Here is an 18,303-nt window from a genome sequence, read left to right on the forward strand (position 1 = left end):
AGCGGCCCTCAAACCCAACACTCCGGAGCCCGAACTCGACCAAAACTGACAAGGAAATCTACAATCGACACCGCGCAACGCCCAAACCCGCCGAATCGGTCACGTTCCCGAAATCGGCGGTCACGTTCGCCGAAATACGCACTGGGCCAGCGTGGCGCGCATCGCATTGGTTTTTTTGGGTGCCCGGGCGCGGCTTTCCTGATGGGCCGCGAAGGTGCGCGGCAGGGTCGGAGGCGGTGTTTCGACCAGATTGACGCGGTCGTCGTCCGTCTCCTCGACCGAGAGCGTCGGCAATCCGGCGGCCAGCAGGTACCGATTGATCCGCGTGAGTTCCCGCGCGACGCCCAGCTTGTGGATGGAGTGTAGCCGGGCGTATTCGAGCAGGGCGCGTGCGAGCGTCGTCCTGGACGGGCCGCCGAGCAGGGGCTCGTGGGTGTTCTCGAGCTGGATGCGGAGGCTGGCCGCCCAGGCTTCGGCTTCCTGTTTTTCGTGGGCGGCGAAGTTCCGGGTCAACTTCTGCCCCTTGACCGTGACACGGGCCTGCCAGCCATTACGGTGAGAGTAGACGCTCATGTCGGGCCTCCCCGCGATTGAGGGGCGATACCGTGCGGGGCACGGCAGGCGTGACGGGAACCACGGTAGGAAAGCAATGCATGAGACTGCTCCGGTAGTGGAAGGAGCATCGCTGTGTTCCCGGGAGCGGTCCCAACCTGCCACGCACGTCGCGACGGACCTTAGACGGGTCCGCCGGCAGGACGCGAGGCCGGGTGTCGGGTCATTGGAATGAGGCGGAACGGCTGGCCAGAAACGGGCCAGCGCTGGAGGCGCAAGCGGCCCAAGCGCGGGGGTGAACCGCAATGGGCCGCGACGGGCCGTGCCTCCACTTTTGCCTCCACGGCCCACCGGACGCGCCATGAAAAAAGGGTCTGCGTATGCAGACCCTTTTTTCAAGCAGAATTCTTTGGTGGGGCGTGAGTGACTCGAACACTCGACCTACGGATTAAGAGTCCGCTGCTCTACCAACTGAGCTAACGCCCCAACAGACTGCGAATTATGCGGGACTTTTTCGTCCTTGCCTAGCCCCTTTTCGCCATTTTTTGAAAAAATCGTCGTTCCTCGGGCGATGTCGCTCATCCGCGCGCAGTGACGCTCGCTCAGCCGACAGCTTCCGTGCCGTTTCAAGATCCCATCTTCCCGCCCCCGGTATGATGGCGCCACCGCACGACTGCTTCGGACCCACGCCAAGCGCCGGTGCATAGTAAAGCCACACCCAGAGCGACACCCAGAGCCAAAACGACCACAGAGCCCCAGATTCACACCATCGCCCCGCCAGGAGACACCCCATGACCGAATCCGCCGTCCTCGATCTGCTCGACCGCGTCCTCGCCCCGTGGGTTCGCTCGCTCGCGCTCGAGCCGGTCACCATCTCCGACGAAAGCGCCACGCTGCGCCTGCCGTTCTCCGGCGAACTCCGTCACTCGGGCGGCGTCATCTGCGGCCAGGTCTTCATGGCGGCAGCCGACACGGCCATGATCGTCGCCATCTCGGCCGCGCTCGGCGAATTCCGTCCAATGACGACGGTCTCGCTCAACATCAGCTTCATGCGCGCCGTCCGCAAGGGCGACGTGCTCGTGACCGCGCGCGTGCTGCGCATGGGCCGCAATCTCGTTTTCGGCGAAATCGAGCTCGTCGACGAGGAAGGCAAAATGGCGGTCCACGCGACGACGACCTACGCGCTCATCAACTGAACGAGCGACGCATCGCACGGTACCCGCCCACAAAGGAATCGCACATGTTCGATCAGGTCGTGTTCGCAGGCGGCGGCAATCGCTGCTGGTGGCAGGCCGGCTTCTGGGATGTCGTCCAACCCGAGCTCGCGCTCGCTCCACGCGTCATCACGGCGATTTCGGCCGGTGCCGCAACGGCGTGCATGCTCTATACGCGAAGCGACGCGCAATGGGTCATGCGCTATTACGAAGACGTGCTTCGCCACAACAAGAAGAACGTCTATTGGGGCAACCTCTGGCGGCGCGGCGCCGCCGTGTTCCCGCACTACGCCATCTATCGCCAGGCACTGCTCGACATTTACGGCGAGTCGTTCTCCAAACTCGCCGGCGCACCCGAGATTCGCATTGGCGTCTCGCGCGTGCCGCGCTGGCTCGGCGCGCGTACGTCGGTGGCCGCGGGCCTCATCGCCTACAACATCGATAAGCACCTGCGCAAAGTGCTGCACCCCACCCTCGGCCGCACGCTAGGCTTCCGGCCCGAGTTCGTGCGCGCGCAAGACTGCATCGCCGTCGACGAACTGGCGGATCTGATCCTGCAATCGTCGTGCACCCCGCCTTTTACGCCAGTCCTGAAACGGAACGGCCGACCCGTGCTCGACGGCGGCATGGTCGACAATGTTCCCGTCGACGCACTCGACGAGACGCCGGGCCGCGTGCTGGTCTTGGTCACGCGCCGGTATCCGCGCCCGCAAACTTTCGTGCTCTCGCACGGCATGCAGCAGCGCCTGTACGTGCAGCCGTCGCGTAAGGTGCCGATCTCGAGCTGGGACTATACGCAGCCTGCATTGATGCGCCCGGCCTACGACCTCGGCCGCGCAGACGGCGAAGCGTTCCTCGCCCGCCTACCGGAAATCGATGCGCTCACGGCCCACCATGCCTAAGGCGTGAGCAGCGGGATGCGCCGCGCCGCGCACGAGCATCGCGGCGAAGCGGTCCGAGACACGCCGCGCGCGCCCTCGCATGGGCACTAGAAAGAAAGGAAGGCGGAAAGCGGAAAGCGGCCGAAAACGTCAACGTCGCCGCACGACGCTCAACGCGTCGGCATTGACGACGCTCGACGTGTCGCCTTCGTCGAACGCCAATATGTTCTTGAACGCCGCGCTGAAATAAAGCTCGTAGCTTTCGCGCTCGACATAGCCGATGTGCGGCGTGCAGATTACGTTCTCCATGCGCAAGAGCCCGTAGCCCTGCAGAATCGGTTCGCTTTCGTAGACGTCGATCGCAACCATGCCCGGCCGATTGTGCGAGAGCGCGTTGACGAGCGCGTTGTCTTCGAGCAGCTCGGCGCGGCTCGTGTTGACGAACAGTGCCGTGGGCTTCATCCGCAGCAAATCCGCTTGCTTGACGATGCCGCGCGTGTCGTCGTGCAGCCGCAAATGCAGCGTCAACACGTCGCTCTCTTCGAACAGCGCCTCGCGGCTCGAGGCCACTTCGTAGCCGTCGGCCTTCGCCGCTTCGAGCGAATGTTCGCGGCCCCAGATCAGCACGCGCATGCCGAACGCTTTGCCGTACCCGGCGACGAGCCGGCCGATCTTGCCGTATCCCCAGACGCCGAGCGTATGGCCGCGCAGCACGGTGCCGAGCCCAAAGTTCGGCGGCAGTGCCGACGTCTTCAAGCCCGATTGCTGCCAAGCGCCTTGCTTCAGATTCGCCACGTACTGAGGAATGCGGCGCTGTGCCGCCATGATGAGCGCCCACGTTAGCTCGGCCGGCGCGATCGGCGAGCCGACGCCTTCGAGCACGGCGATGCCGCGCTCGGTGCACGCGGCCAGATCGATGTGATTCGATACCTTGCCCGTCTGGCTGATCATGCGCAAATGCGGCAGTTTGTCGAGCAACTGCGACGTCACGCGCGTGCGTTCCCTGATCAGCACCAAGGCGTCGACTTCCGCGAGCCGGCTAGCCAACTGTCCGAGGCCGCGAACGGTGTTATTGAACACTTTGACGTCATGGCGGGTCAGAAGCTGGAAGCAATCGAGTTTGCGGACGGCGTCTTGGTAATCGTCGAGAATGGCAATCTTCATAGGCTATGGTGTGGAGTTTTGCAGTGCACGATGTACACAGTAGACGCGGTGATATGCTTGTCGGTTCCAACCGGTCATAGGAGAAAAGCTGGCATGAGCGATGCGACACGCATGGTCACGATGCTCCCGGCTTTCGCTTTTGCTTTCACTTGGCAGGACCGCTTCTTTTTAACAGCTTGTCGCGCCGGCGCGCAAGCCGCGAATGACGCGCGCGTGTCGGCGGGCCGCTCGGCACGCACCTCATGCCACCGCGTGCAATTCACGTGCGCGCTGGACGCTCGGCAAGCTCTTTCGCTCCTGACGCACTCGTTCTCACGCGCAACGTACGCGTTCGAACGCACCTCTCGCACGCAGCGTCAGCGAGCCAAGCCCGTTTCCTTCTTAACGATGACAAAACGGAGACTGCTCGATGAACCATTCCGCCTTTGGAGGCGCCGCCACTCTTGAAGTGCCTGCTTACGTCCAGCATCGCAAGCTGATCGATTGGGTTCAGCGCATCGCGGCCCTCACGAAGCCTGATCGCGTCGTTTGGTGCGACGGCTCGCAGGAGGAGAACGATCGCCTGTGCGACTTGATGGTCGCGGCCGGCACGCTCAAGCGCTTGAACCCCGAGAAGCGGCCGAACTCCTATCTCGCGTGCTCGGATCCGTCGGATGTCGCACGCGTCGAGGACCGTACGTTCATTTGTTCGGAGCACCGCGACGATGCGGGGCCGACGAACAATTGGATGGCGCCTTCGGAGATGCGCGCGACGCTCGAAGGCCTCTTCGACGGCTCGATGCGCGGCCGCACGCTCTACGTCGTGCCGTTCTCGATGGGACCGATCGGCTCGCCGATCGCGCACATCGGCATCGAGCTGACCGATAGCCCCTATGTCGTCGTCAACATGCGGATCATGACGCGCATGGGCCGCAAGGTGTACGACGTCCTGGGCACCGACGGCGAGTTCGTTCCCTGCGTGCATTCGGTCGGCGCGCCGCTCGCCGCGGGGCAGGCCGATGTCTCGTGGCCCTGCAATCCGACGAAATACATCGTCCATTTCCCCGAAGCGCGCGAGATCTGGAGCTTTGGCTCGGGCTACGGCGGCAACGCGCTGCTCGGCAAGAAATGCTTCGCGCTGCGGATCGCATCGACGATGGGCCGGCGGGAAGGGTGGCTCGCCGAACACATGCTGATTCTGACCGTGACGTCCGACGAGGGCCGCAAGTACCGCGTCGCCGCGGCGTTCCCGTCGGCTTGCGGCAAGACGAACTTCGCGATGCTGATACCGCCGCGCGCGATGGACGGCTGGTCGATCTCGACGATCGGCGACGACATCGCCTGGATCAAGCCGGGCAAGGATGGACGGCTCTACGCGATCAATCCAGAGGCCGGCTATTTCGGCGTCGCGCCGGGCACGAGCGAGAAGACCAACTACAACGCGATGGCCACGCTCAAAGCGAACGTGATTTTCACGAACGTCGCGCTGACCGACGATGGCGACGTTTGGTGGGAAGGCATGACGGATACGCCCCCCGCGCACCTCGTCGATTGGCAGGGCAACGATTGGACGCCCGAGATCGCGAAGGAAACGGGCCGCAAGGCCGCTCATCCCAATGCGCGCTTCACCGCGCCCGCGTCTCAATGCCCTTCGGTCGATCCCGATTGGGAGAACCCGGCCGGCGTGCCCATCGATGCCTTCATCTTCGGCGGCCGGCGCTCGGGCACCGTGCCGCTCGTGACGGAGGCACGCAATTGGGTGGAAGGCGTCTACATGGCAGCCACGATGGGCTCTGAAACCACGGCGGCGGCGGCTGGCAAGCAAGGCGTCGTGCGGCGCGATCCGTTCGCGATGCTGCCGTTTTGCGGCTATCACATGGGCGATTACTTCGGGCACTGGCTCGGCGTCGGCGAGCGGCTCGACAGGCTCGGGGCGAAGCTGCCGAAGATCTTCTGTGTGAACTGGTTCCGCAAGGGGCCGGATGGCAAGTTCGTCTGGCCAGGCTTCGGCGAGAACATGCGTGTTTTGCGTTGGATGATCGGACGCATCGAGGGGCACGCGACCGGCTCCGATCATGCGTTCGGCGTATCGCCGCGCTATGAGGACATCGATTGGAATGGGCTCGAATTCACGCGCGAGCAGTTCGAGCAAGTCATTTCCGTAGACGACGCCGATTGGCGGCGCGAACTCGCGTTGCATGCGGAATTTTTCGATTCGTTACGGCATCGGTTGCCCGATGCGCTCACTCGAACGAAAGCCGAAATCGAAAATCGCCTAACGTCTGCATGATATTCGGGCACACGCACGGCGCGCAGTTCCGGCGCCGCGCGGCTCGAGCGCGACCGCCTTCGGGCGGTCTTTTTTTAGGCTCCGCATTCAATCCTCGGCATCTCGCCGTCGAATTTTCACTATACGAATTTTCGCAACGATTCTTACCGCTTATTTCTTGCTACGAAATAAAAAGTCGATCTGCGCGCAACTCTGCGCGCCTTTCAAAGTCGTAGGACAATCACGGATTGGCTCAGGAATTTTTTTCTGAGTAACAACAAGCGGCAGGAGTCGTCAATGGATCATTTGCAGTCAATGCGTGTGTTCGTGAAAGTGGCGGATCTCGGCAGTTTCGCGCGTGCAGCGAGCGCGATGGACATCTCGAATGCCGTGGCTACGCGCCATGTGGCCGACCTCGAAGGTCGCCTCGGCACGCGTCTGCTGAACCGCACCACGCGTAGTCTCTCGTTGACCGAATCGGGTCAGGTCTATCTCGAACGCGCCCGCCAAATCCTCGACGAACTGGAAGACGTCGAGCAGATGGTCGTCGCCCGCAATCATGAGCCGGTCGGCACGTTGCGCATCGTTGCCCCCGTCGTGTTCGGCCTGCACAATCTCGCGCCTGTTTTGCAGACCTATACTCAGCGCTATCCGAAAGTCGTGCCGGATCTCACGCTCGTCGATCGCAGCGTCGATCTCGTGGAGGAAGGGTTCGACGTCGGTATCGTCATTGCACAAAAGGTGCGCAGCGCCAGCATCGTGACGCGCCGCCTGACCACAGGCTGCATGATCGTCTGTGCGACGCCTGCGTATCTGGAGAAGCACGGCACCCCGATGCGCCCGGAAGAACTGCTCGAGCACGCGTGCCTGAGCTTGCCCACGGAATACTGGGGCGACGAGCGCGTTTTCACGGGGCCGGAAGGCGAAGTGCGCGTGCGGCCGTCGAACGTCATCGTCGCGAATAATACGGAGATACTGCGTCAGTTCGCACTGCTCGACATGGGCATCGCGATTTTGCCGAGCTATCTGATCGGCAGCGATGCGACGCGCGGCAATCTCGTGCGCGTGCTCACCGAATACCGGTTGCCGAAGGTCGAGATCAATATCGGGTACCCGAGCCGGCGTCACTTGCCGGCCAAAGTGCGCACGTTCATCGATCACCTCGTCGAGCACTTCAGCCAAACGCCGAACGGCACGCTCGGCGAACTCTGGCTCAAGGATGTGGTGCGGGATCAGGAAGCCGTGGCGCCAGTGACGCAGATGGAATCGGAATCGATCGATGCCGACGATGCGTTCGGCGCCGATGCCGAGAGCGACACGTTCGAGGAGCGGGGCGACAATGCATTGCGCAAGATGACTCGGCATCCGCGCGTACGGGTCAGCACGCCGTCGCCGTTGTAACGCGCGGCTGGCCCCGGCCAAGGCCCGGCCGGCGCGGTGAGCGAGCTTCGAGGTAAGACTGGGCCGCGCCGCAATAAAAAAAGCGAACGCGCCTGCGCTCGCTTTTTTTGTCTACGGCTCCTCGACGGCTGCTCGACGGCGCTCTGAGCCAGGCTCAGGCGCTGACCTTTCTTGCCGTCGCCCGTTTCGCCGGCGTCTTCGCTGCTGCCTTGGCGGTGGTTTTACCGGTAGTCTTGCCGGCGGTTTTGCTGGCCGCCTTCTTGGCCGGCGCCGCGTCGGCGGCTTTCTCCGCCGCCCCATCCGTCTCGTCGCTGCCCTTCGATGCCGCGGCCGAGCGAGAACTCGTCTTGGCGGCCGTCTTCGCGGACGGCTCCTTCTTCTCGAACTCGAAGCCTATCTTTCCGTCGCTTTGCTTGACGAGATAGGCCTTGAAGTTGCGGCCCGTGCGCGACGACTTGAAGCCCGTGAGCAAATCCGTGCGGCCTTCGCCGAGCAGCTTCGCCATCTGCTCGCGCGCGATCTCTTGCTGAAGAATCACCTTGCCCGAGCGGAAATCGCAAGTCTTCGGGTTCGCCACGGCGTTTTCGCAGACATAGCTCATGCCATGCTCGAACACGCGCGCATGGCATTTCGGGCACGTGCCCACGCTTTCCTGTTCCGAAAAGTCGGGCGCTTCGCCATCCTCGCCGCCGGCATCCTGGCCGAAATCGAACTCGAGTTTGTAGTTTTTCGTCTCGTCGTCGAACGTGAGCTTGAGAATGGCCGAGAACGGACGGCCCATCTTGCTGCGGAAGCCCGACAGCGGTCCGATTTGCTTCTGAGCGAGCAGCGTCTCGACTTCCTCGGTCTCGAATTGGCGGCTGCCGGGGATCTTCGAAATCGAGAACTCGCATTGCGTGCAAGCGAAACGCCGATAGTTCTCCTTCACCTGTCCGCCGCAGTTCGGGCACGGCGTGGCGAGCGTGACGTAGTCGCCCGGAATGGTATCGGAGTCGTACTCCTTCGCGCGCTTCACGATCGTCTGCGTCATGCGGGCGATTTCCTGCATGAACGCGTCGCGCGCGAGCTTGCCGCGCTCCATCTGCGCCAGCTTGTACTCCCATTCGCCGGTCAGCTCGGGCGCCGTCAACTCCTTGACGCCGAGCCCGCGCAGCAACGTCATCAGCTGAAAGGCCTTCGCCGTCGGAATGAGCTCGCGGCCTTCGCGCACGAGGTATTTCTCGCCAAGCAACCCTTCGATGATGGCCGCGCGCGTGGCCGGCGTGCCGAGCCCCTTCGCGGCCATCGCCTCGCGCAATTCGTCGTCTTCGACGAGCTTGCCCGCGCCTTCCATCGCCGAGAGCAGCGTCGCTTCGTTGTAGCGCGCGGGCGGTTTCGTCGTCAGGCCATGGGCCGCTATCTTGTCGGTCTTGACCTTCTCGTCCTTCTGCACGGGTACTAGGTTGGCGTCTTCGCCGCTCGTCTCGCGGCCGTAGATCTGTAGCCAGCCCGGCTCGACGAGCACCTTACCCTCGGTCTTGAAGTGATGCCCGACCACTTCGGTGATGCGCGTCGTGACGCGGTACTCGGCTGCCGGGAAGAACACGGCGAGAAAGCGCTTCACGACGAGGTCGTACAGCTTCTGCTCGGGCTCGGACAGCGATTTCGGCGCCAGTAGCGTCGGGATGATGGCGAAATGGTCGCTGATCTTCGAGTTGTCGAAAATCCGCTTGTTCGGCTTCACCCACCCCTTGTCGAGCACTTGCTTCGCGAACGGCAGGTAGTTGTTGCTCTCCTTGAGCATGTCGAGCGTGCTCTTGACCGTGGCGAGATAGTCCTCGGGCAGCGCGCGTGCGTCGGTACGCGGGTAGGTCAGCACCTTGTGCTTTTCATAGAGCGCTTGAGCAAGCCCCAGCGTGTTCTTCGCGGAAAAGCCGAAGCGGCCGTTCGCCTCGCGCTGCAAGCTCGTCAGGTCGAACAGCTGCGGCGAAAGTTGGGTCGAGGGCTTCGATTCCTCGGTGACCGTGCCGACGTGATCGCGGCAGGCGGCCACGACCGATTCGGCAGCCGCGACGCTCCACAGCCGCGAATCGCGCTTTTCAGGGTCGAATTCGTCGCGTTTGAATTTCGGGTCGAACCACCGGCCCTCATAGAAACCGCCCGCGCAGACGAACTCGGCGCGCACTTCCCAATAGTCGCGCGGCACGAAGCGGCGAATCTTTTCTTCGCGTTCCACGACGATCGAGAGCGTCGGCGTTTGGACGCGCCCAACCGTCGTCAGGAAGAAGCCGCCGCCCTTGCTGTTGAAGGCGGTCATCGCGCGCGTGCCGTTGATCCCGACGAGCCAGTCGGCTTCCGAACGGCAGCGCGCGGCATCGGCCAGCGGTTGCATGTCGGTGTCGCTGCGCAGGTGGGCGAAGCCGTCGCGGATGGCGGCCGGCGTCATCGATTGCAGCCAGAGGCGCTGAACGGGCTTCTTCACGTTGGCGTGCTGCGCGATGAGCCGGAAGATCAGTTCGCCTTCGCGCCCCGCGTCGCAGGCGTTGATCAGGCGCTCGACGTCCTTGCGCTTGATCAGCTTGGTCAGCACCTTCAGCCGCGATTCGCTCTTCGCGATCGGATTCAGATCGAAATGCGGCGGGATGACAGGCAGATGCGCGAAGCTCCATTTGCCGCGCTTGACTTCATATTCTTCGGGCGCGGCGATCTCGAGCAGATGGCCAACCGCCGAGGAGAGGACGTATTCGTCGCTCTCGTAGTATTCGTCATGTTTGGTGAAGCCGCCGAGTGCACGCGCGATGTCGTTCGCGACCGAGGGCTTCTCCGCAATGATCAGTGCTTTGGACATGACAGGATTAATAGTAGTGGCTGGGGTCCGATCCCAGATTTTGTTCCCTTTAACGACCGCTTTATAGCACACGGCGCGGGAGCGGCGTTGCGTAGCCCCAAAAAGCGTAGAGCCGGCGAGGGCGCCGCCGGCACCGGTCGCCGTGCTCGGACGCGTGCGGCGCAAGCCTTTGCGGACGGCGGGCCGGTGTGGCGGATACGCACGGAACGTGCCACCGGTGCGCGTCGGCTGCGTTCGATCACGGGCTCGTAGGAGCGGCGCGGGCGCCTCGGGCGGCTCAAGCTCAAGCGGTGGTCAAGGCGGGACGCACCTTGGGCGCGCCGACGGCATTCGGCAGGGCGGTCAGATCCGACAACAGCCGTTCGGCAATCGCGCCGTGCGGCAGCACCGTCCCGAAAAAACGGGCCGTGACGCCGTCCTCGATGAGCAGCGTCGGGAAATTCTCGACGTCGAGATCGTCGAAGCGATCCGCGTGCGTTTCGATGTCGATCCAGGCGAAGCACATTTCGGGATGCGCCTCGGCAAGCCGGTCGAACGTCGCGCGGTAGTCGCGGCAAGTGCCGCACCATTGGGCGCACAGACAGGCGACGAGCAGCGTGTTCGGGTCGTTGACGCGCTCGGCGATCCTGTCGGAGTCGGTGTCCAAGTTCAGCGCGGGCATGATGCATTCCTTGTTTTCGCGTGCAGTGTTCGATGCTAATCCTGTAGCGGTTTTGGCGACTGTAGCACGGCGGATTCGCCCGTCGTTTTTGCGTCAACCCCGCGCGAGCCGGGCGTAACGGCCGCCCGGCAGGACTGCGAGATGCCCGCGCAGTTCGAGTTCGAGCAGCGCGCCTTGCAGCGCCGCGCTGTTCATTTCGGTGCGGGCCGCGAGGATTTCAAGAGCTGCCGGGGCGTGCCCCAGCGCATCGAGCACTCGTGCCGCGCACGGGGAAAGCGGCGCGGGCGACGGCGCGGCGCGTGGTTCGTCGAATAGCGGTAGCGGCTCGGCTGGCGGCTGCCGAGCCGCTCGTGCGGATTTGGTCGGCGGCATGGGTTTGCGTCGTCGGGCAGCGGCCTCAGGTTCGACATCGGCATTGGCACCGGCACTGGCACTGGCACTGGCACTGGCACTGGCACTGGCACCCGCACCCGCACTGCTTCCGGCGTCATGGACGCAGCGCGCCGCGCGCCGTGGTGCGGCCCCACCGGGCATGTCGGTCATCTGCGTGGACGTTCGTGCGGGCAGGCCTAGCGCATCGAGCACGTCCGCGGGCGTCTCGGTCAGCATGGCGCCGTCCTTGATCAATTGATGGCAGCCTCTTGAAAGCGGCGCATGGATCGACCCGGGTATCGCGAAAACATCGCGCCCCATTTCATTGGCGAGGCGGGCGGTGATCAGCGATCCCGAGCGAAGCGCCGCTTCCACGACGAGCACGCCCCTCGTCATGCCCGCAATGAGCCGGTTGCGCTGCGGAAAATGCGCTGGTTTGGCCGGCACGCCGAGTGGCCACTCCGAGACGATTGCGCCCCGTGCCGCAACAGCGTGCGCGAGTTCGCGATGTTTCGCCGGATAAACGAGATCGGCACCCGTGCCGACGACCGCGACGGTGGCGCCGCCCGCTTGTAGCGCGCCCCGGTGGGCCGCGGCATCGACGCCGAGCGCTAGGCCCGAAACGACGACGAGGCCCGACGCGGCCAATTCGCGCGCGAAATGCGAAGCGTCGTCGATGCCTTGCGGCGTCGCGCCGCGGCTGCCGACGATCGCCACGCTCGGCGCGTGCAGCCATTCGAGCTGGCCGCTCACGTAAAGTAGCGGCGGCGGATCATGCATGGTCAGAAGCGCCGGCGGATAAGCGGGATCGTCGAGTGCGACGAGCGCGTTGCCCGGCAGGGCGGCCCAGGCGCACGTGTGCTGCAGCCGTTCACCGAGTGCGGCGCTCGCCGCCGTTGCGACGGCCCGCGCGGCCTGCGCCCCCGCCGTCTCGACGAGTGCATGTAGCGGCTGCGCGAGCAGCGACTGCGCATCGCCGAAGGCCGCCAGCAGCGTGCGCAGCACGGGTGGCGTCAGTGCGCGGACGCTCGTGAGCGCAAGCCAAGCGCTGACTTCGGCGCGCGTCATCGAGCGGGCGCGCATCGACACTCGCCTTCGCCCGGCAGTCTGCGAATCCGCAAGCGCCGTGATAAAATTTTCACCATCCGAAATACCCCAAAACGTAGCCCGACGCGGGCTCGCCGCCGCGAAAGCGGCCTGACGACACGCGCGGATGGGCGTATCTTCGATAACCGGCGAGACGCGCGCCAGCTAGCCGAACGGCCTAGCGCGCCATCGAATCGACGATGCGCTCGCAAGCGGCATCGTCACGCGTAACCACCTTTGACACCATGGCTTTACTGAGCATCCTCAATTACCCCGACAAGCGGCTGCACAAAATCGCAAAACCCGTCGAGAAGGTCGACGAGCGCATCCGCAAGCTCGTCGCCGATATGGCCGAAACGATGTATGCCGCGCCCGGCGTGGGCCTGGCCGCCACGCAGGTCGACGTGCACGAGCGAGTCATCGTCATCGACGTTTCGGAAACGCACGACCAGCTGCGCGCGTTCATCAATCCCGAAATCGTGTGGTCGAGCGACGAGCGCCAACTCCACGAAGAGGGCTGCCTATCGGTGCCCGGCGTCTACGACGAAGTGGAGCGTGCCGAACGCGTGCGCGTGCGCGCGCTGGACGAGAAGGGGCAATCGTTCGAGCTCGATTGCGAAGGCCTGCTGGCCGTGTGCATTCAGCACGAGATGGATCATCTGATGGGCCGCGTTTTCGTCGAGTATTTGTCTGCGCTCAAGCAGTCGCGCATCAAGACGAAGATGAAGAAGCTCGCGCACGCAATGTGACCCGTATTCCCCGATTTCGCATCTTCCACTGGCCGTTTTCTCTCGATCCATGACTCATACGCTGCGCGTCGTTTTTGCCGGCACGCCCGAGTTCGCCGCCAGCGCGCTCGCCGCCATTCATGAAGCCGGCTTTGCGGTGCCGCTCGTTCTGACGCAGCCCGATCGTCCCGCCGGGCGCGGCATGAAGCTGCAGGCGAGCGCCGTCAAACGCTACGCGCTCGAGCATGGGCTCGAGGTCGCGCAGCCGCCGTCGCTGCGCCGTACCGGAAAGTTTCCCGAGGAAGCCGCCGCGGCGATCGACCGGCTGCGTGCCACGCCGCACGACGTGATGGTCGTTGCCGCATATGGTTTGCTGTTGCCGCAAGAAGTGCTCGATATCGCGCCGCACGGCTGCATCAATATCCACGCATCGCTGCTGCCGCGGTGGCGCGGCGCCGCGCCGATCCACCGCGCGCTCGAAGCGGGCGACGCCGAAACCGGCATCACGCTGATGCAAATGGATGCAGGCCTCGACACGGGGGCCATGATCGAAGCGGCGCGCACGCCGATCGATCCGTCCGATACGACGGCGACGCTGCACGACAAGCTCGCGGCGCAGGGCGCGCGGCTCATCGTCGACGCGCTCTCGAAGCTCGAGCGCACGGGCGCATTGCCGGCGACGGCGCAGAGCACGGACGGCGTGACCTACGCGGAAAAGATCGGCAAACACGAGGCGGCGCTCGATTGGCGCGCGCCGGCCGACGTGCTCGCGCGGCAAGTGCGCGCATTCGATCCGTTTCCGGGCGGCGTCGCGACGCTCGCGGACGGCACGGCACTGAAGGTCTGGGCGGCGCATGCCGTGGTCGAGGACAAACAGCAAAGGCGTGCCAGTGTCGCTATCGAGTCCCTGGATGACGTCGCGCAGCTTGAATTTCCAGAGCCGGGCACGATCGTCGAGGTTTCACCCGAGGGCGTCGTCGTCGCGTGCGGCGAAGGCGCCCTGCGGCTCACGCAATTGCAAAAGCCGGGCGGCAAGCGCCTACCCGTGCGCGACTTCCTGGCCGGTGCGGCCCTGGAACCCGGTCAGCGGTTACAACTGCCGGACTCCGCTCAGGCGAGGCGTTGAATGCGCGTGGGTCGCCACGCAGCGGCGCGAGCACGGTTCGCCGCTCGCGTGCGATGATCGTCGCGCGAAGCGCCGATCAATCAGTTAGTTGCAGTGAAGGTTAGTCGCAGTCAACACGTCGCACAGGAGAACTCGCGCATGTTCGGCATCATCCACTTTCCGTTTTTCGTCGTAGCGGTGCTCCTGCTGAACGTGACACCGGGGCCCGATACCGCCTACATCGTCGGCCGCAGCGTGGCGCAAGGCCGCGGCGCCGGCTTGATGTCGGCACTCGGGATCTGCACGGGGTGCTGCGTGCATTCGATCGCCTGTGCGTTCGGGCTGACGGCTCTCCTGGCGGCGTCAGCCACGGCCTTCACGATCATCAAGTTCGCGGGCGCGATCTACTTGATCTATCTCGGCGTGCGCCTCGTCTTCGCATCGTCGGTGAAGGCGAAACCGCAAAGCGGCGACGGCGCGGCCTGCGCAGCCGTGGGGCAAGGCGCCCGCTCGCTGCGGCAACTCTATCTTCAGGGCTTCTGGACGAACGTGCTCAACCCGAAAGTCGTCCTGTTCTTCGTCTCGTTCTTCCCCCAATTCGTGTCCAACGAGGGCGAGCACAAGACGTTGGCTTTCCTCGCGCTGGGCGGCGTGTTCGTGGCGATGAGCCTCGTGTGGTCCGTCTTCGTGGCTTGGGTCGCCAGCAGCGTCACGCGCCGGCTGGGCGGCAAGCCCGCGGTCAAGAAATGGCTCGATCGCCTGGTCGGCAGCGCCTTCGTCGGCTTAGGGCTCAGGCTCGCCACGGCGACGCAGCGCTGATCGATCGCTGCTTCGCCTTCGCGGCCCGCCCAACCGATTCCTGACGAATCGCTTACAATTGAACGCGACGCCAGGGACGGCCGAGGATCGGCTCGTCGCCGGGGCGCAAACGAAAAAAGGAGTGCACATGTTCAATTGGGTCAAAACGGCGATGCTGATGGCCGCGATCACGGCCCTGTTCGTCGCGATCGGCGGGATGATCGGCGGCTCGCGCGGCATGATGTTCGCGCTGGTCATCGCGTTGGCGATGAACTTCTTCTCGTACTGGTTCTCGGACAAAATGGTCCTGCGCATGTACAACGCGCAGGAAGTCGACGAAACGAGCGCGCCACAGTTCTATCGCATGGTGCGCGAGCTCGCGACGCGGGGCGGCCTGCCGATGCCGCGCGTATATCTCATCAACGAGGACGCGCCGAATGCGTTCGCGACGGGCCGCAATCCGGAGCACGCGGCGGTCGCTGCCACCACGGGCATTTTGCGAATCTTGTCGGAGCGCGAAATGCGCGGCGTGATGGCGCACGAGCTGTCGCACGTGAAGCACCGCGACATCTTGATCTCGACGATTTCCGCGACGATGGCCGGCGCGATTTCGGCCCTCGCCAACTTCGCGATGTTCTTCGGCGGGCGCGACGAAGAAGGGCGTCCGGCCAATCCGATCGCCGGCATTGCCGTTGCGTTGCTCGCGCCGATTGCCGCGGCGATGATCCAGATGGCGATTTCGCGGGCGCGCGAGTTCGAGGCCGATCGTGGCGGCGCGCAACTGTCGGGCGATCCGCAAGCGCTCGCTTCGGCGCTCGACAAAATCCACCGCTTCGCTTCCGGAATTCCGTTCGCCGCCGCCGAGGCGCACCCGACGACCGCGCAGATGATGATCCTCAATCCGCTTTCGGGCCGTGGCGTGGCGAATCTGTTTTCGACCCACCCGGCGACGGAGGAGCGCATCGCGCGCCTGATGGAAATGGCGCGTACCGGCAGCTATGATTGACGCCGTGCGGCGGCGCTGATCGCGGCATCTGAGGAACGGGCCCGCTGGGCCCGTTTCCACGTGCGGCGCAGGCTTGCGCCGGCCGTGCGCGGCCGGACTCGTGCAAGCGGGCGTGCCGTTCGGCGGAGCGCGTTCGAGTGCGCGTTACAATGTCGCGTTCATTTCGCGCGATTCCGATTCCTACTGGATGACCCTCCCGTCGCGCGTCTTTCGCTTTTTCGATGACTCGATTCGCTCTCACCCGTCGCAAGGCGCAGAAAACCGGCGCCGCGCAATTTTCCACGCTGCCTCTCGCGCCCGACTCGCTCGGCTTCGCGCTCGATTGCGCGGCGCTGGCTGTCGGCGCAGTGCGAGGCGGCTCGGCGCTGCCCGCGGCGCTCACCGCCGTGCAGGCCAGTGCATCGGACGGCGCCGCGGTGAGCGCGCGCGGCGCGATCCAGGACATCGCCTATCGGACGCTCCGGCGGCTCGGCAGGGCCGATTGGCTCGTTGGGGCGCTCGTGCGCAAGGCGCCGCCCGCCCACGTCGGCAATGTCCTCGCCTGCGCGCTGGCGTTGTTGGCCGATGATGCCCAGGCGGCCGCGTACGCGCCGTTCACGGTCGTCGATCAGGCGGTCACCGCTATCGGTGCGCGGCGCGAGTGCGCATTCGCCAAGGGGCTCGTCAACGCCGTGCTGCGCAACTTCCTGCGCGAGCGCGAGGCTTGGCTCGAGAAGGCGAGCGCGGACGCGACTGCAACCTGGAATTACCCGCTCTGGTGGATCGAGGCGGTGCGGCGTGCATGGCCCGATGCCTGGCAGCGCGTGCTCTCGGCAGGCAACTCGCCGGGGCCTTTGACGTTGCGCATCAACGCGCGGCGCGCCACCGTGACGGAGTATTTGCGGACACTGCGGGAAAGCGGCATCGAGGCCGAGGCCATCGGGCCGCAGGCGGTCAGGCTGGCGTCGCCGCTGCCCGTCGATCGAATTCCCGGGTTCATGCAGGGCGTCGTGTCGGTGCAGGACGCGGGCGCGCAGTTGGCGGCCCAGCAGTTGGCCGTCGGCGACGGCATGCGCGTGCTCGATGCCTGCGCCGCGCCTGGCGGGAAGACGGGCCACCTGCTGGAGCTGGCCGATATCGAACTGGTCGCACTCGAGTCCGACCCGGCGCGTGCGGCGCGGATCGAGGAAAACCTGACTCGCCTCGGCCTGTCGCGTCCCGGGTCGACGGCCACGGTGATCGTCGGCGACGCGGGCACGCCCGCGGCCTGGCACGACGGGCGGCCTTTTCAGCGCATTCTGGCCGACGTGCCGTGCTCGGCATCGGGCATCGTGCGGCGTCATCCGGACGTGCGTTGGCTGCGGCGCGCGACGGACATCCCCGCGCTCGTGAACGAGCAACGCCGCATCCTCGATGCGCTGTGGCCTTTGCTTGCCCCGGGCGGTGAGCTGCTTTACGTGACCTGCTCGATCTTTCCCGAGGAAGGCGAGGAACAGGCGCGGTGGTTTGAAAGCACGCATCAAGATGCGGTACGATTGGGCGCGCCTGGACAACTGCTGCCGACCGGCCTTGGCGCCGCAGCCGAGGTCTCGGTTCCTGCATCGGCGGGAACGCCCGCACCCGACTCGGCGCGTTCCGGTGCCGACATCGACCACGACGGTTTTTTCTACGCGCGCTTTCAGAAACGGTGACGATCAGCAAACGCTTCCTTGGGCTTCGGTTCGTGGCCTTGCTCTGGATTGGGCTGTCCGTTTCGCTTGCGGCGGGGCTGGCGCACGCCGATACGATCGCGGTGCAGCGTGCGTCGCTGCAGGCCGACGGCACGGGTGGCTGGAACCTCGATGCCCGTTTCGACTTCGAGTTGAACAGCAGCCTCGAGGATGCCGTCAACAAAGGCATACCGCTTTACTTCACGACCGAGTTCGATCTCACGCGCCCGCGCTGGTATTGGTTCGACGAACAGCCCGTCTCGGTCTCGCAAACGCTTCGCCTGTCGTTCCAACCGCTGACGCGCGAGTACCGGGTATCGAGCGGGGGGCTGCAGCAGGGTTTTTCGTCACTGACCGATGCCCTCGCCGTCATCAAACATGTCACGTCGTGGCACGTCATCGATCGCGGCCAAGTGCAGCCCGGCGAAACGTACACGGCATCGGTGCGCATGCAGCTCGATACCGCGTTGATGCCCAAGCCGTTCCAGGTCGACGCCGTCAACAATCGCGACTGGGCGCTCGCTTCCGACTGGAAGCGCTTTACCTTCACGGTGGCTGAACGTGCTAAATAG

15 protein-coding genes and 1 tRNA gene are annotated in these 18,303 nt (G+C 64.7%); 10 read left to right on the top strand and 6 right to left on the bottom strand.

Annotation, left to right across the window (positions count from 1 at the left end; translation table 11 throughout):
* Positions 1-120: 120 nt before the first annotated feature.
* Together ACTHNZ_RS18215 and ACTHNZ_RS18220 are read right to left on the bottom strand one after the other, a co-directional pair.
* Complete coding sequence (locus tag ACTHNZ_RS18215) at positions 121-573, bottom strand: hypothetical protein (protein WP_440543954.1); 453 nt, start codon at positions 571-573, stop codon at positions 121-123.
* A gap of 389 nt (positions 574-962) precedes the next feature.
* A tRNA-Lys gene (locus ACTHNZ_RS18220) sits at positions 963-1,038 on the bottom strand.
* A gap of 305 nt (positions 1,039-1,343) precedes the next feature.
* On the opposite strand from ACTHNZ_RS18220, the gene ACTHNZ_RS18225 reads away from it, so the two are divergent.
* Together ACTHNZ_RS18225 and ACTHNZ_RS18230 are read left to right on the top strand one after the other, a co-directional pair.
* Positions 1,344-1,748 (top strand): PaaI family thioesterase, encoded by a 405-nt coding sequence (locus ACTHNZ_RS18225; RefSeq protein WP_440543955.1) that lies wholly within the window; start codon positions 1,344-1,346, stop codon positions 1,746-1,748.
* 44 nt (positions 1,749-1,792) lie between these two features.
* Positions 1,793-2,668, top strand: coding sequence for a patatin-like phospholipase family protein (locus tag ACTHNZ_RS18230; RefSeq protein ID WP_440543956.1), 876 nt, complete (start codon positions 1,793-1,795; stop codon positions 2,666-2,668).
* 129 nt (positions 2,669-2,797) lie between these two features.
* On the opposite strand, the gene ACTHNZ_RS18235 is transcribed toward ACTHNZ_RS18230, so the two are convergent.
* Positions 2,798-3,811, bottom strand: a complete 1,014-nt coding sequence (locus ACTHNZ_RS18235) for a D-2-hydroxyacid dehydrogenase family protein (protein ID WP_440543957.1) — start codon at positions 3,809-3,811, stop codon at positions 2,798-2,800.
* Positions 3,812-4,220: 409 nt separating this feature from the next.
* Between ACTHNZ_RS18235 and ACTHNZ_RS18240 the strand changes: the two genes are divergently transcribed.
* Both ACTHNZ_RS18240 and ACTHNZ_RS18245 read left to right on the top strand, forming a co-directional pair.
* On the top strand, positions 4,221-6,080 hold the full coding sequence (locus tag ACTHNZ_RS18240; RefSeq protein ID WP_440543958.1) for a phosphoenolpyruvate carboxykinase (GTP): 1,860 nt from the start codon (positions 4,221-4,223) through the stop codon (positions 6,078-6,080).
* 276 nt (positions 6,081-6,356) lie between these two features.
* Positions 6,357-7,460 carry a LysR family transcriptional regulator gene (locus ACTHNZ_RS18245; RefSeq protein ID WP_440543959.1) on the top strand — a complete coding sequence of 368 codons (1,104 nt, stop codon included), beginning with the start codon at positions 6,357-6,359 and terminating at the stop codon, positions 7,458-7,460.
* Between the two features lie 154 nt (positions 7,461-7,614).
* Here the strand turns inward: ACTHNZ_RS18245 and ACTHNZ_RS18250 are convergent, their stop codons facing one another.
* The 3 genes from ACTHNZ_RS18250 to dprA form a co-directional block, all read right to left on the bottom strand.
* On the bottom strand, positions 7,615-10,287 hold the full coding sequence (locus ACTHNZ_RS18250) for a DNA topoisomerase III (RefSeq protein ID WP_440543960.1): 2,673 nt from the start codon (positions 10,285-10,287) through the stop codon (positions 7,615-7,617).
* Between the two features lie 283 nt (positions 10,288-10,570).
* Positions 10,571-10,948 (bottom strand): thioredoxin family protein, encoded by a 378-nt coding sequence (locus ACTHNZ_RS18255; protein ID WP_440543961.1) that lies wholly within the window; start codon positions 10,946-10,948, stop codon positions 10,571-10,573.
* 93 nt (positions 10,949-11,041) lie between these two features.
* Positions 11,042-12,403 (bottom strand): DNA-processing protein DprA, encoded by a 1,362-nt coding sequence (gene dprA / locus ACTHNZ_RS18260; RefSeq protein ID WP_440543962.1) that lies wholly within the window; start codon positions 12,401-12,403, stop codon positions 11,042-11,044.
* Between the two features lie 248 nt (positions 12,404-12,651).
* Between dprA and def the strand changes: the two genes are divergently transcribed.
* The 6 genes from def (at position 12,652) to ACTHNZ_RS18290 (ending at position 18,303) form a co-directional block, all read left to right on the top strand.
* Complete coding sequence (gene def, locus ACTHNZ_RS18265) at positions 12,652-13,155, top strand: peptide deformylase (protein WP_440543963.1); 504 nt, start codon at positions 12,652-12,654, stop codon at positions 13,153-13,155.
* A 49-nt stretch (positions 13,156-13,204) separates the two neighbouring features.
* Positions 13,205-14,260: a methionyl-tRNA formyltransferase gene (gene fmt / locus ACTHNZ_RS18270; RefSeq protein WP_440543964.1), complete on the top strand. Its 1,056-nt coding sequence runs from the start codon at positions 13,205-13,207 to the stop codon at positions 14,258-14,260.
* Between the two features lie 138 nt (positions 14,261-14,398).
* A complete protein-coding gene (locus ACTHNZ_RS18275) occupies positions 14,399-15,058 on the top strand; it encodes a LysE family translocator (protein ID WP_440543965.1) in 660 nt (219 codons plus the stop codon).
* Between the two features lie 127 nt (positions 15,059-15,185).
* Positions 15,186-16,043 carry a zinc metalloprotease HtpX gene (htpX, locus tag ACTHNZ_RS18280; RefSeq protein ID WP_440543966.1) on the top strand — a complete coding sequence of 286 codons (858 nt, stop codon included), beginning with the start codon at positions 15,186-15,188 and terminating at the stop codon, positions 16,041-16,043.
* A 221-nt stretch (positions 16,044-16,264) separates the two neighbouring features.
* Positions 16,265-17,713, top strand: coding sequence for a 16S rRNA (cytosine(967)-C(5))-methyltransferase RsmB (rsmB, locus tag ACTHNZ_RS18285; RefSeq protein WP_440543967.1), 1,449 nt, complete (start codon positions 16,265-16,267; stop codon positions 17,711-17,713).
* The gene (locus ACTHNZ_RS18290) at positions 17,710-18,303 is read left to right on the top strand and encodes a DUF4390 domain-containing protein (RefSeq protein WP_440543968.1); all 594 of its coding nucleotides are present in this window, start codon (positions 17,710-17,712) and stop codon (positions 18,301-18,303) included. Before rsmB ends, ACTHNZ_RS18290 begins: the two co-directional genes overlap by 4 nt.

It is taken from the genome of Trinickia sp. (assembly GCF_051953955.1).
In the GTDB taxonomy this organism is placed as follows: Bacteria; Pseudomonadota; Gammaproteobacteria; order Burkholderiales; family Burkholderiaceae; genus Trinickia.

Excerpts from the sequence above, each read along its gene's own strand:
- ACTHNZ_RS18230 (WP_440543956.1), top strand. The coding sequence starts at position 1,793 with ATGTTCGATCAGGTCGTGTTCGCAGGCGGCGGCAATCGCTGCTGGTGG.
- ACTHNZ_RS18275 (WP_440543965.1), top strand. The coding sequence starts at position 14,399 with ATGTTCGGCATCATCCACTTTCCGTTTTTCGTCGTAGCGGTGCTCCTG.
- htpX (WP_440543966.1), top strand. The coding sequence starts at position 15,186 with ATGTTCAATTGGGTCAAAACGGCGATGCTGATGGCCGCGATCACGGCC.
- dprA (WP_440543962.1), bottom strand. The coding sequence starts at position 12,403 with ATGCGCGCCCGCTCGATGACGCGCGCCGAAGTCAGCGCTTGGCTTGCG.
- ACTHNZ_RS18235 (WP_440543957.1), bottom strand. The coding sequence starts at position 3,811 with ATGAAGATTGCCATTCTCGACGATTACCAAGACGCCGTCCGCAAACTC.
- rsmB (WP_440543967.1), top strand. The coding sequence starts at position 16,265 with ATGACTCGATTCGCTCTCACCCGTCGCAAGGCGCAGAAAACCGGCGCC.
- ACTHNZ_RS18255 (WP_440543961.1), bottom strand. The coding sequence starts at position 10,948 with ATGCCCGCGCTGAACTTGGACACCGACTCCGACAGGATCGCCGAGCGC.
- ACTHNZ_RS18250 (WP_440543960.1), bottom strand. The coding sequence starts at position 10,287 with ATGTCCAAAGCACTGATCATTGCGGAGAAGCCCTCGGTCGCGAACGAC.
- ACTHNZ_RS18225 (WP_440543955.1), top strand. The coding sequence starts at position 1,344 with ATGACCGAATCCGCCGTCCTCGATCTGCTCGACCGCGTCCTCGCCCCG.
- fmt (WP_440543964.1), top strand. The coding sequence starts at position 13,205 with ATGACTCATACGCTGCGCGTCGTTTTTGCCGGCACGCCCGAGTTCGCC.
- ACTHNZ_RS18240 (WP_440543958.1), top strand. The coding sequence starts at position 4,221 with ATGAACCATTCCGCCTTTGGAGGCGCCGCCACTCTTGAAGTGCCTGCT.
- ACTHNZ_RS18245 (WP_440543959.1), top strand. The coding sequence starts at position 6,357 with ATGGATCATTTGCAGTCAATGCGTGTGTTCGTGAAAGTGGCGGATCTC.
- ACTHNZ_RS18215 (WP_440543954.1), bottom strand. The coding sequence starts at position 573 with ATGAGCGTCTACTCTCACCGTAATGGCTGGCAGGCCCGTGTCACGGTC.
- def (WP_440543963.1), top strand. The coding sequence starts at position 12,652 with ATGGCTTTACTGAGCATCCTCAATTACCCCGACAAGCGGCTGCACAAA.